Raw genomic sequence first — 15,180 nt, 5'->3', positions numbered from 1 at the left:
AACTACTATTTTGAAACAACGCAATTTGGTGCGTTAGTTCAGTTGGTTAGAATGCCTGCCTGTCACGCAGGAGGTCACGAGTTCGAGTCTCGTACGCACCGCAAAAAATCCTAAACTTTATGAGTTTAGGATTTTTTTGTTTTATGTCTGAATGGGTTTTACAAGAACTGCTGTTTAAACATCTAAACGCCAAAGCAATTCGGTAAGTCCTTTGGGAAGGGCTTTTAACGATGATGTAGTAGGGTAGAAGTTAAAACCTTCGTATTCAAAGTTCAGTAAATCTTCAGGTTCTGTTATCTTGTTTTGAAGAACGTATCGCGTCATTGCACCCCGACAGCTCTTTGCATACACGATTACATTCTTCAGTTTGTCGCCATCAAAAACCTTAAAATACGGCTGAATAACAATAACTTCTTTAAGAATCTTTTTCCAATCGAATATATGTTGGTATTCTTCGGTTGCCAAATGCAGCAAGATGCCATCATCAGCCTTAACCGATTCTATGAGAATATCGGTCAGCAAAGGTTTCCAAAATTCAAAAATACTTTCTCCATTACTTGCTTCAAGTGTTATTTTTCCTTCAAGTCGATAGGGGTGTATCATATTGTTTGGACGCAACAAACCATACAAGAAACTTAGTATCCATAAATGATTGTTGCCAAATTCCATATCGCTTGACACAAGCGTATGTGCCTTTAAACATTTATAGGCTTGTCCGTTATAAGCCAAAATAGCAGGTTTCTTATTTTCTTCATTGAAGAAATCAAGGAAATTCAGTTTAGCTGCTTGTGCCAAACTTATGCTGCACTTTAGTTCCGATTTAAGTTCTTCAACGGTATGTTGTCCCAATTCGAGTGCAAACTTGTCAGCTTCATTAGAGAACAGAGGTTCTGTAACCTCATTAAGCTGCACGCTTGTTGTTGCATTCATTAATTTTGCTGAGGAGAGTATAATCTGCATATTATCAATTGTTTACATTTTTATAATTGTTTCCAATAAGCCTTTGCAACCATCTTCTATTAAGTCTAAGGCATATTCAAACTCTTTTGCACCGCCATAATATGGGTCTGGTACAGATGTTTCTCCTTTATATTGAGCGAAAAAGTCTTTCATTTTAACTACTTTCGCTCTTTGGTCTGCACTTTTCGCTTGGTTGCAAATCTCAGAATAATTGTCATCGTCCATTACAATAATGTAATCAAACGCATCAAAGTCTTTATTTCTATCGAATTGTCGTGCTATATGGTTTATCTTGTAGCCTCGTTTTGCGCCGTGTTCACGCATTCTGCGGTCAGGCAAATCGCCTATATGCCAATTCCCAATTCCTGCAGAATCGATGGTGAAGTTATGGGAAAGTCCTTTGCTGTCAGTCAGATGATGCATTACAGCGTCTGCTGCTGGAGAACGACAGATGTTTCCTAAACATATAAAAAGCAGGTTGTAACGACGTTCTTTATTTATAAATGTATCCATATTCTAATATCTTTTTTATAGTGTGCCTACAAATTTACTGAAAAATTATGGTTTTCTGTCAGCATACTATTTTATATTTCATTTTCTCTTCATTATAGTTCGGTTTTGTAAAGATAATTCCCTTAAAAAGTGATAACTGCGCTTTGACATTGCGAAAGCGGCTCTTTTGCAACGCAAAACATACGCTTTTACCGTGCAAAACAGCCGCTTTTGGAATGCAAAACAATAGGTTTTACAAGACATTGATAAACAGTTAGTTATACAATAGACACCCTTGTGAAAAATATTTACACGTTTCCTGCGCTTTAAAAGTTGTATTATTGCAAACTAATCAATGTTATGATAAATAGTATTCATACAACTAAACCAATTGAAATTGGTTTAGCTAAAGTTATTATTCCTCTATACTTTTTCCATTAGACTTCCACTCCAAGATGCCACCTAACAGGTTGTAAGTTTTAAAGCCTGATGCTTTTAAGATTTCACAAGCCTGTGCTGAGCGTCTTCCCGAACGGCAATAAACAGCTACTGGCTTTCTTTTGTCAAGTTTCTGCTTAGCTATTGCAGCAAACGTATCTTTCAGTACGTCTATATTCTGTGCATCTTTTATGTGTCCTTCCTTGTATTCTTTTTCGGTGCGAACATCGACAACTTGAACATTGCCTTTCTGTATTAGCTTCTCAAACTGATTGACATCTACATTGTCAAATGCTGCTTTTGGCGAATTGCAGGCAACAAAGCCAACAAACGCAGATAGAATTATGGAAACTCTGATGCTGTTTTTTAGAATATTCTTCATATTTGTAATTCTTTTCTTGAGCAAAATTAGCTAATTCCTATATAAATCTATGAATATGTGCAGAATATTCATTTGCTTTTAAGAGATATTAACTTTGTCTGTGGATAAATATTTAAAGTTTCGGAGAATTTTTATTTTCTATTGCTTAAATCATTTTTTTACTGTATATTTGCAAGTATATGAAATCCTTGTCTTGATGTATTGGGAATGGTGAAATATAACAATGCACCTCTCCCCTACTGATTTGAAGAAGAAAATAGTATAAGAAACTTATAAGTAACAAGTATGAATAGAAAGTCGATACAGCAAAAACTATCATTAGCCATTGCTTCTATTGCATTGGCAATGGGCATTTCTGCCTGTAAAACTCCTAAACAACAGTCTGATATGCAGGTTATTAATCTTACCCCAAACGTGAAATTCTTGTTTAACAAGAAGGGAGAATGCTATGTGAAGAACAAACAGAAGATTTCTGAAAAGGAATTTCAAGACCTAACGGGTTTTGGCGGTTTTATGTGGGTTTCCACCCGTATTATAAATGAAGACGGACAGTTAGATACGAAAGATTATTATCGTTCTATGGTTGGACTTAATCCTGTTAACTATTATTTCAAAGGCGGGAAGTGCCATACATTCTTCTTTTCGTCGGCTACGGGCAAAACTGTCAGCTACGAATACACTTACAGGTACGATGTAGAAAGTAATCGCCTGACAATAGACGACTTTGCCGACATAGACATTATAACGCTATCGGAAGGGGCTATGGAGGTGGTTCAGCCTATGGGAGCATTCCCTAATGGAAAGCCACGATATGCCTATACGGTTTACAGGCGTGCTGGCGATGAAGAAGTATCGAGTATATTAATGCGTTCAGGTTTGCTTAAACCGTCGATAAACTTAGACGAATTGCCTGAAGAAGAAAAGTAAAAACAAATAAAAAATGCGCATACAAGAGTATCAACCACTCAAGTGTGCGCATTTCTTTATAGTATAAGGTAGTTTCATCGAACCGTTATATGAAAACACCCTTGCTTCTTTTCGTATTTTATATGGCAACGCCCCTGTTTGCGCAAGTCGTTTAACACCTCGCTTAAAACCCACTTTAGCGTGTCGTCGCGCACAGGGCGTGTTATAGGCGAATACTTATTGTAGGCAATGTCAAACGTTGTCCCATAAAGGTGGCAACTGTTTTCGGTTGCATTATGGTTGTAACGTCTGAGTTTTTCAACATCTTCTTTCGTCCGTAAAACACTTGTAACCAATAGCTTTGTAAGTGGAATGTTCTTTACTTGAAGACTGTCGAAGAAGTTGCGCCCTATGTCTTGGAGCAAGATAGAAGCCGTTGGCACAAGATACGGAATGCTGCTCGACAAACGTTTCACATCGTAGAAAGGATTGCTACCTATATATACAAGTTCTTTTTTACGCGATTCTGCGTCTTCCCTGTTTCTGACAGCCTTTACAGCATACTTCATTGCCGATTTGTATTGTACGTGTTGCGAATCAGGAAAGCTTTCATCATAGTTTGCCACACCAATGATACGGTGTTTTATTTCTTTTCCGTTTGCATCAAAAAACTGTGTCAAACCATTACTTGGCGCAAAAGATTGAATTTCTGCTTTGGCTTCATCTGCTGGTTTATTACTTTCAGAAATTACTGATTGTATGTGCGTTGTATCGTTTATCGAAGTCTTTTCTTTAACATTGTAAGACGGTTTAGCCACGGAAGGAAAAATAAGCCTGACAACTGCCAAAAAAGCTGTTGTAGCCATAAAACCTATTAAGAAATTATTCTTTGTTATCTTCCATTTTGTTTTCATTGGTACAAATATAGACACAAAAAAGATAATTCCCAAACAAAAACTTCATATTTTTGGTGGTGGGTTCTAAAAACCACCTTTGCAGGATTTTGTTTTCCGTTCTGAAAGATATTGATTTATTTCCTCTGCAGTCAGCTTTCTCACCTGTGTATTTGTAAATTCCTTGTATTCCTCCATACGAAAAAGCGGAGTCATCGCATCGCAAGTCTTTCCCCTACTCTTCTTCAAATATAGTTCCAAGTCTTCCCTGTCTGCAAAGATTTTATACGAACACCTACCCTTTTCGTTCTTTATTTCGTAGATACCGCAGGGCTTTTTCATCGTGTAGTCTGCAGTACGCAGATACAGCCGTGCTATCTCCACCGACCTGAACGGAAAGTTCCACCTTTGCAATCCTCGCTTCGGGTCGTGCTCTATGCAGATGCACCTTCCACAGCTACCGCATATATATTGTGTATGGTGCTTTAGGCAGTCTAAAGGGTTGAGCAATGGCGTAATCCGACTATCGCCAGTGTAACATTCTTCACATATTGTCATATCGCAATTTCATCTATTTTCGATAAATATACTCTGTTTCTCCGTACATACTTCTGCGTGTTCAGATGTCTTCGGTGCAAATATAACAAAAAGGTAAAGTGTAGCCAAGAAAAGCTATAACCTTTTCGTTTAATTCACTTAACTAACTCAAAAGAATTACCGTTAATACTTGAATATTTACCACAAAGCATATAAAAATTTTTCAAAAGAGTAATTATAGATTAACAAACTTATTATCAACGTATTACAAAACCTATTGTTTTGCATTCCAAAAACGGCTGTTTTGCATGGTAAAAGCGTAGGTTTTGCATCGCAAAACAGCCGCTTTCGCAATGCCAAAGCGCAGTTATCACTTTTTAACGGAATTATTTTTACAAACCATGCCGTGTTTTATCGCTGATTGTAAATACTTATGTAAACAACAAATTAAAATAAAAGAATGTTAAACCATGCAATGTTTTGAAGCAAACCGACTTTTATTTAATAGAAAAATGTTACTTTTGAGAAGTGCATAATAAAGAGTTACCGCTTGTATGAATAGCGGACAAAGAAACGTTCGAAGAAGGTTATACGACCATAATTGCATTCATATTATAGTTATAACATTTTAATTCATCTTATTATGAGAAAAGTATTTTACAGTCTGATATGTATTATTGCATTATCAGCGTGTTCATCGGAAAATATTGCCCTTGAGGCATTAAAAGTTTACGATGTGTCTAACTCGGCTTGTAAGACGACAATGTCAAAAGAAGAAACACGTAACGCAACTCCAACAATCCTTAGTATTGAATTGGGAGAAGATGGTATTGCCCAATGTTCATTCCAAGATGTGGAAGCCAACTGCGCAGTAAGAAACATCTATGTAAAGGTTATCAACCAAGACAAGCAAATTACACTTGTTGTCTATAACAATGTGCTTGAAGCGTTTGCCGATTGTATTTGCAAGTACGACGTGAGTTTCAAGATGAGCAAACTGGTGCCTGGCAGTTACCAACTGAAAGTTTATTGTGCAGGTCCAGGTATGAAATACGACGAAAGGTATATAGCATATAATGGAAAGATTAACATTGCACAGAACAAAAAGACAATTGTTACTTTTAGTACACCACTGATATTACCTGAGAGTTAAAAGTGTTTCATTTTGAAATACCATTATTATAAATAAGATAAGAATAAGCTACAATGTTTGCATAGGTGATATTCAAGAGTTTATTAAACTTAAAAAATAAGATAGAGGGCATATTAATTTGATGTGTCCTCTATTTTTCTCCCTTGTAAACAAATTCTAAAAGTAAACTATTAAAGTTATAAAACAAATTGAATATCTACCTCCTATTTAATGAAATCACTTAAAAATCTATATATTAAGGTTTTACAATAAGCATAATTGAGATTGTTTGCTAAAGTTTTTCTATATTCATAGCAGGCTGTAAAGTACACAATGTATTGTACTTTTTTAATTTCTACATAAGAAAATTGTTACTATAAAATAAAATTCGTATCTTTGCACACATTATAATAAAGAATCTGACTAAATAACTCTGCGGGCTTCATTGAATCCTATAGGTGGAGAATGTGTTAGAGAATTCTGTTCTAACCTTTTTAAATATTAGAAAGGGAGGAAGAGGTGTATTCTCAAAACAACTCATAAATTACCTAACAACACATTCTCTGGAATAAATAAAGCAAAGTTATTTATAAGAAATCCATAAACTACACACTATTACGATGTTGGAAAAATCATCAAAGATATATATTGCTGGGCACAGGGGCTTGGTAGGTTCAGCTATTTGGAGCAACCTGAAAGCACGTGGATACAACAATCTTATAGGACGTACACACCACGAACTTGACCTTACCAACCAACAAGCTGTTGAAGATTTCTTTGCAGAAGAACGCCCAGACGCTGTAGTCTTGGCAGCAGCATTTGTTGGCGGCATTATGGCAAACAGCCTTTACCGTGCCGACTTCATAATGCAAAATATGCAAATGCAATGCAACGTTATTTCGTGTGCATATAAATACAAGGTAAAAAAGCTACTTTTCTTGGGGTCTACGTGCATTTATCCGAAAAATGCACCACAGCCAATGAAGGAAGAAGCTCTGCTTACTTCGCCATTGGAATATAGCAATGAAGAGTATGCCATAGCAAAGATTGCAGGACTAAAGATGTGTGAAAGCTACAACCTGCAATACGGCACCAACTATATAGCAGTAATGCCGACAAACCTTTACGGACCAAACGATAATTTCCATTTAGAGAATAGCCACGTAATGCCAGCAATGATGCGCAAGGTTTATCTTGCAAAACTCATTCACGAGGAGAATTGGGACGCTATAAAGGTGGATATGAACAAACGCCCCATCAACCCTGTTACCAAACTCAGCGAACAAATTGGCAGTGAGAATGTTGATGGCAACTCCCCTAAGGAACGCATACTGAAGGCGTTAGCATTTTATAGAATTGAAAATAACAAAGTAACACTTTGGGGAACAGGCTCGCCTTTACGCGAATTTCTGTGGAGTGAAGATATGGCAGACGCTTCGGTACACGTATTGCTCAATGTAGACTTTAAAGACATCATTGGCATTGAAAAGTATTCAAGCGTATTCTACGGAGTAAAAGCCGATGGAGAAGTAGACCGCAACAATAGCGATGGGCGTGGTGGTGCAATACCAAAACTCGGAGAAATACGAAATTGCCACATCAATGTTGGAACAGGAAAAGAGCTAACCATTAAAGACTTGTCAATATTAGTAGCAAAGGTTGCAGACTTTACAGGCAGCATCGTTTGGGACGAAACAAAACCCGATGGCACACCACGAAAGCTCATTAATGTAGACAAGCTCCACTCTTTAGGTTGGAAACATAAAGTAGAAATCGAAGAAGGTGTGAAGAAACTATATAACTGGTATCAAGATTCGTTAAAGAATTAATATCTTATATAATATGGTATCACTAAAGCTACATACAGATATTTGTTATTGGAAAACTTTAAAGTTTTTCTTAATCTTTATTTTATGCAATTTTGTTGTTAGTAGTTCCTTTGCACAGCTGTATAGTTTTGAAGCAAAGCAATATACTATAAAAGAAAATAAAGAAGATATCAAAAACAGAAAAACATATTCTTTTTGCAAAGTTGAAACAAATAATAAAACTTGGGAAGTAGAGACAGATGCAAGGATAAATGATAATAAACGCTTTAAAAGTGGTACAACTGCAAAAGGTGCTGGTGCTACTTTCCTACTTTTAAAAACATCTTTCACAAATTCAAAAATAAAAAGAATTATCGTCAATACGGGTACAAGCGTTAATAACATTGCTTTTCTAAAAGGTGAATTAAAGATAAACGGTAAACCATATACACAGCAAAAGCCTCTTTTCAATGAAAATCCTGGAGAATGTTCCATATTATTTAATGAGGTAGATACAAATGGTAATATGGAAATAAAGTTATTTTTTGAAAAAGAGAAAGAAAGTTTTATTATTATTAAAAGCATAGAAATCGTAAATGAAATTAATGAAAAGGAAGATAATTCCATTACGATTACAAACAATAAAGATATAAAAGGCAACTCTATACAAATAACCCGCACGCTGTCGAAAGATTATTGGAACACACTCTGTCTACCATTTGATGTAAACGAAGATTCTGTAAAATTGCTTTTAAATAATCCAGAATTGAAAGATTTTTCAGGAAAGATTGATGGTACAACAATGAAGTTCAGAGATGCAAAGGAAATCAAAGCTGGTATACCATACATTATAAAGCCATCAAAAGATGTTGTAAATCCAACATTCCGCAATGTTATTGTTACAGAAATAGAACCCCAAATAATAACAGACGACCAATCAAAAAACTACTCTTTTATAGGAACTTATAGCCCTACCGAACTAAAGACAGACGGCACAGAATTGTTTCTTGGCGATAAAGATTTTCTTTACAAGCCTTTCGCAAACGACAAAACAATAAATGGTATGCGAGCATTCTTCAGAATAAAGAATAACATATCTCAGGCAAGACAATCGCAATACAGTATATCCATAGACGAAACTACGTTTATTTTGTTGCCCAACATAAATACCACTCCACTCTCAACACAAGAGAAAATCTACACATTAGATGGTAGGCAAGTACATTCTACTTATAATTTAAAAGCAGGCATATATATCAAAAACGGTAAAAAACTATATGTCCATTAATCTTAAAACCGTAAAATCCTTACCAATAAATGAAACACACAAAAGTATACGAGCAACCAACTTCAACAACAATACATATTATAAACTCTCATTTTCTCACAACTTCACCATCTAAAAATAGTGGTGTAAACAAAAAAGGAGATTTAGAAATAAATATTAATCCAGAAGAAGGTGGAGCAAGTGGTGCGCACGCCAAACCATTTGATTTTGGGGAGTAGTTTTTATTATTTGTCCTTATTAAATTATCACTCCCTTCTGGAATATTGTTTAGGATTTATTAATAATGTCAGATATTTCATCTAACAATAAACGAATTGCAAAAAACACACTAGCACTGTACTTTAGGACATTTTTTTCGTTACTTGTATCTCTTTACACAAGTCGAATCATTTTGAATGAATTAGGCATCACTGATTATGGTATATATAATGTTGTTGGTGGTTTTGTAGGAATGTTCACAATATTGTCTTCATCGCTATCAGGGGCTATTAGCAGGTTTTTAACATTTGAATTAGGCAAGGGAAATATTGATAAAGTAAATAAAGTATTTTGCACATCAGTTAATATTCAAGTAATATTATCTATTTTAATTATTATTATATCAGAATCTTTGGGCTTATGGTTCCTAACTGAAAAGATGAATATAGAGCCAAGCAGAATGTTTGCAGCGAAATGTGTATTCCACACATCTGTTATTGTACTTATACTTGACCTTATAACGGTTCCTTATAATGCTATTATAGTAGCGCATGAACATATGAAGGCATTTGCCTATTTGGGGATTATTCACGTTTTATTAAAATTAGCGATAGTACTTATATTACCATTTTTCTCTTTTGATAAGTTAATATTTTATTCCTTTCTTCTTTTGTCTACCTATATAATTATACGCTTCTTAAATGGTATATATTGCAAACGCCATTTTACAGAAACGAATTGGCACTTTTATATAGACAAAACTTTAATGAAAGAAATGTTTGCTTTTTCGGGTTGGACTTTTATAGGATCGTCATCTGCAATTTTAAGAGATCAGGGTTCAAATATCTTGCTGAATTTGTATGTAGGTCCAGTTGTAAATGCTGCTCGTGGTATAGCAGAACAGGTTAATGGAGCTGTAAATAGTTTTGCCTCTAATTTTATGACGGCTGTAAATCCACAAATAACAAAATCGTATGCAGCTAATGAAAAAGAATATATGTTGGACTTAATTTATAAGAGTGCAAAATTTTCAATGTTCTTATTATTATTATTATCTTTACCTATTATGGTAGAGACACCATATATATTAACAATTTGGCTAAAAATAGTTCCTGAACATACAATATGGTTTGTAAGGCTAATCCTTCTTTATGCTTTATTCGATTCTGCATCTCGACCATTAATTACTGCAATCCTTGCCACAGGTAATATTAGAAACTATCAGTTAATGATAGGAGCTTTTCAGTTTCTTTGTTTACCGATTTCTTACTTTCTTTTAAGAAAAGATTTTTTTCCAGAAATTACTTTTATAGTTGCACTTGTTTTAAATTTATGTTGCCTTGTTGTACGATTAATTTTATTACGAAGTGTAATAGGATTAAAAGTAAGAAATTATATAAAGAATGTTCTTTTAAAAGTTTGTTTAGTGGCTGTAATTGCTTCTGCTTTACCTATATATTTGTCATTAAGTTTATCTGATAATTTCTTATCTTTCATTGTTATAACAGGAATAACACTGACTGCGACTTTACTTGTTATTTATAGTATAGGTTGTTCTACTTCTGAAAGAAGTATGATAAAAAATGTATTATTTAAATTATATAAGAAACTTATTTAATGAATAATATGTTGAGAGTTGATAATAAAACACCTCAAGAATGTTGTGGCTGTACCGCATGTGTAGTTTCATGTCCTTTTGGAGCTATAAAAATGATTCCTGATGAATTGGGGTTTAAGTATCCATTAATAGATAACGACTTATGTACAAATTGTGGGAAATGCTTCAAAGATTGCCAGTTCACAACATCATATAAAGTATTTAATAATTTAGAAGAGCCACTCGTATATGCGGCTCGACTTAAAGATGAAGAGAAATTAAGCCAAAGCCAAAGTGGTGGCGCATTTTCGGCCATTGCAGAAACGATACTTGCACAAGGTGGTATTGTATATGGTGTGTCTTACTCTAAAAACTTTAAAGTAAATCATTGTAAAGTAACAAACATAGACGCACTCAATTCTATAAAAGGGTCTAAATATGTACAAAGCAATTTAGATGGTATATTTATAGATGTCATTAATGAGCTAAAAAATAATAAATTAGTTTTATTCTCAGGAGCACCTTGTCAAGTCGAGAATTTAAGAAAACAAACTGAAAGAATTAAAACAGGGAAATTAGTAACCATTGATATATTATGCCATGGTGTAGGTGCTCCTAAAATATGGGAGGATTATTTGCATTATCTTGAGAAAAAACATTCTTCTCGTCTACAAAAAGTAAATATGAGAGATAAACTCTTAGGTTGGAGAGGTGGAATTGAAACATATATCTTTAATAATAAAAAGAAAATTATCACAGAATCTTACCTTTATTTATACTTCTCACATTTTATTCAAAGAGAGAGTTGTTATAATTGCCCTTATACCAATTTAAAACGTGTAGGAGATATATCATTAGGTGATTTCTGGCATTGGGAGGAAACAGTGCATAAAGAATTTAGAGATAATAAGGGAATATCATTAATGTTTATAAATTCATCAATAGGAAAAACCTTATTTAACGAAGCTTCAAATATGTTAGATATAATACCAAGCAATACTAAAGAGTGTATGCAGGATGTCTTAAGAAAATGTATACAACCTAATATAAATCTCAAAAACTTTCTAAAAGACTATAAGAAAAAAGGTTTTAAATATGTAGCTTATAAATATGGGGATTTAGGATACATTTATAAAACTAAAATTTTTATAGCAAAGATACTTTTAACAGTTAAACAGAAATTATGAAAATAGGAATTATTACTTTTCAATGTGCGCATAATTATGGAGCAGTTTTGCAGGCTTATGCTCTAAAAGAATATTTAAAATCATTAGGACACTCCGTAAACATAATTAACTATAGACCATGCTACATAGTTAATGCATATAGAAAAATTAATCTTAGATATTGGCTATCAAGAAACCCTTATAAATGTATTATACGTCTATTTATAGAATTGGTTATAAAACCAATAAGAATTAAACGATGGTATGCTTTTGAAGATTTTATGAATAAATCTCTAGAGCTGTATCCTTACAATAAGAATGAGGATTATTTGGAATTTCATACATTGGTATTAGGAAGTGATCAGATTTGGAATCCAGGAATAACTGGTGGAAATTTTGATGGGGTTTATTTTGGAAGTAACGCTAAATGCAACATTGTTTCTTATGCTGCAAGCAGTAGATTTGAAAAATTATCTAAACAACAAAAGAACTTTTTTTCAGTCTCTCTTTCTAAGTTAAAACATATTAGTGTAAGGGAGAGTTCTCTATGTAATCTATTACAGCCCTTAGTTAATAAAAAAATTACGACAGTAGTTGACCCAACCCTTCTAGCTGGTAGAAGAATATTTGATAAGATAGCTATCCCCCCTAAAAAGAACAAATATCTTCTTTTATACCAAATAGGACGATGGAAAGAACTAAAAACATTGGCAGTTAAAATTGCCGAAAAATTAAATATAGAAGTTATAGAAATTACATCACACCCAATAATCCCTGGAAAGGGACTAATTCAAATGGCTTCTCCCAGTGAATTTATAGGATATTTTCAAAATGCTTCTTTCATAGTTACAACATCTTTCCATGGATTAGCATTCGCTATTACATACAATAAAGAATTTTATTGTTTAAAACAAAATTCAGATGCTGATTTGCGATTATTATCTTTACTGAATAAATTAAATTTAGAAAATCGTTTCTTAGAAATAGGTGAAGAACCTAATTTTGAAACAATAAACTATACAAAAGTAAATGAAAAGTTGGATAAAGAAGTAGAACTTTCTACAGAATATTTAAAAATAGCACTTAATTGAAAGCATATGTATTAACCTATGTTCATTCTTTTAAAGTAAACAGGCTATACAAGAAGTAAATGAGTGTAAATGCTTATAATGCTAATATAGCTCCAAGACAAACAATCATAAAGAAACATTTATAACATAGGTATATGAAGCAAAAATATAGAGCAAGCCAAGAATATAAAACATACAGTATAATCTTAACAAATTTATATAAAGATTTTCTGGTATAGAAACTTGATAAAAGATATTATCATAACATTAAAAAGTATTTTCTATTAGTATAATTATTAATCCTCTCTAAGAAAATAAACTTCTTATATTTAGTAAAATAAGTAAATGCTAAAACTGTCTTTTGTCATCCCTATGTATAATGCAGAAAAATATATAGAACGGTGTATTGATTCTGTATATCATCAAGGTCTAAATATTAAAGACTTTGAAGTACTTATTATTAATGATGGATCCACAGACAACTCTCCTGCGCTTGTAAAGGATATGGAGACATATCTCTCAAACTTATCTATTATTAATAAAAAAAATGGTGGACAGGGAAGTGCAAGAAATCTAGGCATTGAAATGGCCTCAGGTGATTATATAATGTTTATAGATGCTGATGATTATTTAATAGATTATCAAATTAAAAGTTGTTTAGAAAAGACAATAGATAATAATCTAGATGTCTGCTGTATGCGTATTCGACGTTTATTACCATCTGGTGAACCTGCTGATATCCCTATAAAAAAGTATAAATTCTCTGATGAAAAAGTCTATACGGGACCATGGCTACTCTTACATAACTATTTTCCTGCTTCTGTGTGTGCACATTTCTTTAAAAGAAAATTTTTACTTAAATCTAACATTCGTTTTCTAACAAATATTATGCATGAAGATGTAGATTTTCAGCTTAAGTTATTTTCTTATATACAGCGTTTTATGTTCTGCCATATATTTGTTTATACGTATTACTATAATCCAGAGTCAACTGATCGGCTAATGGATATTAATAAGCAAAAACATTCAATGCTATCAGATATGCAAATATGTAGAGATTTAATAGATTTTAGTTTTAAAGACCATGTAAACAATGAGCTTAAATTGTTTTATATTAAAATTTCAAACTCAATGTTAATTGGGTTGTGTTTAAATCTTGTCAGAAACAAGGCATTAGACCAAAATTTTAAGAAGCTGTTTATAAGTAATGCTTACATACAGCATCTTCTTCCTCTTAAAGGAACGTGTTTTTCTTGGAAAACAAATATTTTAAAACCTATTATTAATATTTTTGCATATATATATGATCGATTCTTTAAATAAAAGTAAGTGTATCTCTCGACAATCTAATATAGAGATCCTAAGGATCGTTGCAATGTTATTAATAGTCATGCACCATTTATGTATTTATGGTATAAAAGATGGTAATTTAGTGATAAAAATTATCGATTCAATATCTATTATTGGAGTTAATGTCTTCCTACTAATATCAGGATATTTCTCTATAAAGTTAAAGTGGCAATCGTTACTTAATCTTGTGTTATTATGCCTGTTTTACAATTTTCTCCATATATTTTTAGATTTAAGTGTATTTAGTATAGAACATTCCGTAAGTGATTATATTAAAGCTTTTATGGCGTTTAGTCATCCTGGAGGTTGGTTTATGAATGTGTACTTTTGTCTTGTTTTGGTTTCACCTTTACTTAATAGTGCATTCAAGCAAATGAATCTGCAAATGGATCTTTTGGTCTTGATCTGCCTTTCTGTTATTAATGTATACCTGGGTTTTTTCTTACATAATGATGTTAATAGTAGTGGATATAACTTATCACAATTCTTGTATGTATACTATTTAGGATACTTAATACATAAATATTTTCCGTTCTTATGTAAAATAAATAAAAAGTATATAGTGTTACTATGGGTAATTTCTTCATTGATAACTATAGTGTTAAGCTATATTGGATCCAAATCTTGGAATTTTCATTATTATAACTCTCCCTTTGTGCTTATCTCTGCTATTTGTGTCTTTAGTTGGTTTGTACGATTAAAAATAAAGGATATTAAGTTTATTAATGAGATTGCAAAATCAATGTTGGCTGTTTATCTTTTTTCAAATAGGGGGGGGTAGCTGCACTTGTTTATAGATTGAGTAAATATATGTATAATCTTTCCAATGAGGGTTTAATTATACTTGGGTTTATAACCCTTTTATTTGGCATTTTCTTATGTGCAATAGTTATTGATAGGATAAGAATACTTATCTGTGCCCCTCTCTTAAAACTATTAAATACGAAAAATAAAGAGAGGTAT

Annotated in this window: 16 protein-coding genes and 1 tRNA gene; 12 read left to right on the top strand and 5 right to left on the bottom strand. The window is 32.9% G+C overall.

Translation table 11 applies throughout. The annotated features are described in order from the left end of the window. The first annotated feature begins 27 nt into the window (after positions 1-27). Positions 28-101: transfer RNA gene (locus BWX39_RS05895), tRNA-Asp, on the top strand. A 73-nt stretch (positions 102-174) separates the two neighbouring features. On the opposite strand, the gene BWX39_RS05890 is transcribed toward BWX39_RS05895, so the two are convergent. The 3 genes from BWX39_RS05890 to BWX39_RS05880 all read right to left on the bottom strand — a co-directional run bounded on the left by BWX39_RS05890 (position 175) and on the right by BWX39_RS05880 (position 2,272). Beyond that, complete coding sequence (locus BWX39_RS05890) at positions 175-960, bottom strand: YaaA family protein (RefSeq protein ID WP_028906235.1); 786 nt, start codon at positions 958-960, stop codon at positions 175-177. Between the two features lie 12 nt (positions 961-972). After that, entirely contained in the window at positions 973-1,473 is a 501-nt protein-coding gene (locus tag BWX39_RS05885; RefSeq protein WP_028906234.1) for a low molecular weight protein-tyrosine-phosphatase, read from the bottom strand. Between the two features lie 394 nt (positions 1,474-1,867). Further along, positions 1,868-2,272 (bottom strand): rhodanese-like domain-containing protein, encoded by a 405-nt coding sequence (locus tag BWX39_RS05880; protein WP_028906233.1) that lies wholly within the window; start codon positions 2,270-2,272, stop codon positions 1,868-1,870. A 285-nt stretch (positions 2,273-2,557) separates the two neighbouring features. Here BWX39_RS05880 and BWX39_RS05875 point away from each other — a divergent pair, with 285 nt between their 5' ends. Beyond that, positions 2,558-3,199 carry a hypothetical protein gene (locus BWX39_RS05875; RefSeq protein WP_028906232.1) on the top strand — a complete coding sequence of 214 codons (642 nt, stop codon included), beginning with the start codon at positions 2,558-2,560 and terminating at the stop codon, positions 3,197-3,199. 74 nt (positions 3,200-3,273) lie between these two features. Here BWX39_RS05875 and BWX39_RS05870 read toward each other — a convergent pair whose 3' ends face one another. Together BWX39_RS05870 and BWX39_RS05865 are read right to left on the bottom strand one after the other, a co-directional pair. Next, positions 3,274-4,092: a DUF5715 family protein gene (locus BWX39_RS05870; protein WP_028906231.1), complete on the bottom strand. Its 819-nt coding sequence runs from the start codon at positions 4,090-4,092 to the stop codon at positions 3,274-3,276. Positions 4,093-4,158: 66 nt separating this feature from the next. Next, positions 4,159-4,629 (bottom strand): hypothetical protein, encoded by a 471-nt coding sequence (locus BWX39_RS05865; protein WP_244271460.1) that lies wholly within the window; start codon positions 4,627-4,629, stop codon positions 4,159-4,161. A 220-nt stretch (positions 4,630-4,849) separates the two neighbouring features. Here BWX39_RS05865 and BWX39_RS12765 point away from each other — a divergent pair, with 220 nt between their 5' ends. The 10 genes from BWX39_RS12765 to BWX39_RS12820 all read left to right on the top strand — a co-directional run bounded on the left by BWX39_RS12765 (position 4,850) and on the right by BWX39_RS12820 (position 14,998). Further along, positions 4,850-5,029 carry a CIA30 family protein gene (locus BWX39_RS12765; RefSeq protein WP_076123266.1) on the top strand — a complete coding sequence of 60 codons (180 nt, stop codon included), beginning with the start codon at positions 4,850-4,852 and terminating at the stop codon, positions 5,027-5,029. 222 nt (positions 5,030-5,251) lie between these two features. Continuing rightward, positions 5,252-5,761, top strand: a complete 510-nt coding sequence (locus BWX39_RS05855) for a hypothetical protein (RefSeq protein WP_028906229.1) — start codon at positions 5,252-5,254, stop codon at positions 5,759-5,761. 599 nt (positions 5,762-6,360) lie between these two features. After that, the gene (locus tag BWX39_RS05850) at positions 6,361-7,569 is read left to right on the top strand and encodes a GDP-L-fucose synthase family protein (RefSeq protein ID WP_028906228.1); all 1,209 of its coding nucleotides are present in this window, start codon (positions 6,361-6,363) and stop codon (positions 7,567-7,569) included. Positions 7,570-7,582: 13 nt separating this feature from the next. Continuing rightward, the gene (locus tag BWX39_RS05845; RefSeq protein WP_028906227.1) at positions 7,583-8,836 is read left to right on the top strand and encodes a hypothetical protein; all 1,254 of its coding nucleotides are present in this window, start codon (positions 7,583-7,585) and stop codon (positions 8,834-8,836) included. Positions 8,837-8,865: 29 nt separating this feature from the next. After that, complete coding sequence (locus BWX39_RS05840) at positions 8,866-9,054, top strand: hypothetical protein (protein WP_028906226.1); 189 nt, start codon at positions 8,866-8,868, stop codon at positions 9,052-9,054. 65 nt (positions 9,055-9,119) lie between these two features. Further along, positions 9,120-10,652 carry an oligosaccharide flippase family protein gene (locus BWX39_RS05835; protein WP_028906225.1) on the top strand — a complete coding sequence of 511 codons (1,533 nt, stop codon included), beginning with the start codon at positions 9,120-9,122 and terminating at the stop codon, positions 10,650-10,652. Beyond that, complete coding sequence (locus BWX39_RS05830) at positions 10,652-11,818, top strand: Coenzyme F420 hydrogenase/dehydrogenase, beta subunit C-terminal domain (protein WP_080651571.1); 1,167 nt, start codon at positions 10,652-10,654, stop codon at positions 11,816-11,818. The genes BWX39_RS05835 and BWX39_RS05830 overlap by 1 nt, the downstream gene beginning before the upstream one ends. Further along, positions 11,815-12,888, top strand: a complete 1,074-nt coding sequence (locus tag BWX39_RS05825) for a polysaccharide pyruvyl transferase family protein (RefSeq protein WP_028906223.1) — start codon at positions 11,815-11,817, stop codon at positions 12,886-12,888. The genes BWX39_RS05830 and BWX39_RS05825 overlap by 4 nt, the downstream gene beginning before the upstream one ends. A gap of 351 nt (positions 12,889-13,239) precedes the next feature. Beyond that, positions 13,240-14,190, top strand: a complete 951-nt coding sequence (locus tag BWX39_RS05820) for a glycosyltransferase family 2 protein (protein WP_244271459.1) — start codon at positions 13,240-13,242, stop codon at positions 14,188-14,190. Continuing rightward, entirely contained in the window at positions 14,171-14,998 is an 828-nt protein-coding gene (locus tag BWX39_RS12820) for an acyltransferase family protein (protein WP_076123264.1), read from the top strand. The genes BWX39_RS05820 and BWX39_RS12820 overlap by 20 nt, the downstream gene beginning before the upstream one ends. The last annotated feature ends 182 nt before the right edge of the window (positions 14,999-15,180 follow it).

The organism is Prevotella intermedia ATCC 25611 = DSM 20706, assembly GCF_001953955.1.
Lineage (GTDB): Bacteria > Bacteroidota > Bacteroidia > Bacteroidales > Bacteroidaceae > Prevotella > Prevotella intermedia.
This window is presented reverse-complemented; position numbering and strand designations above follow the sequence as displayed.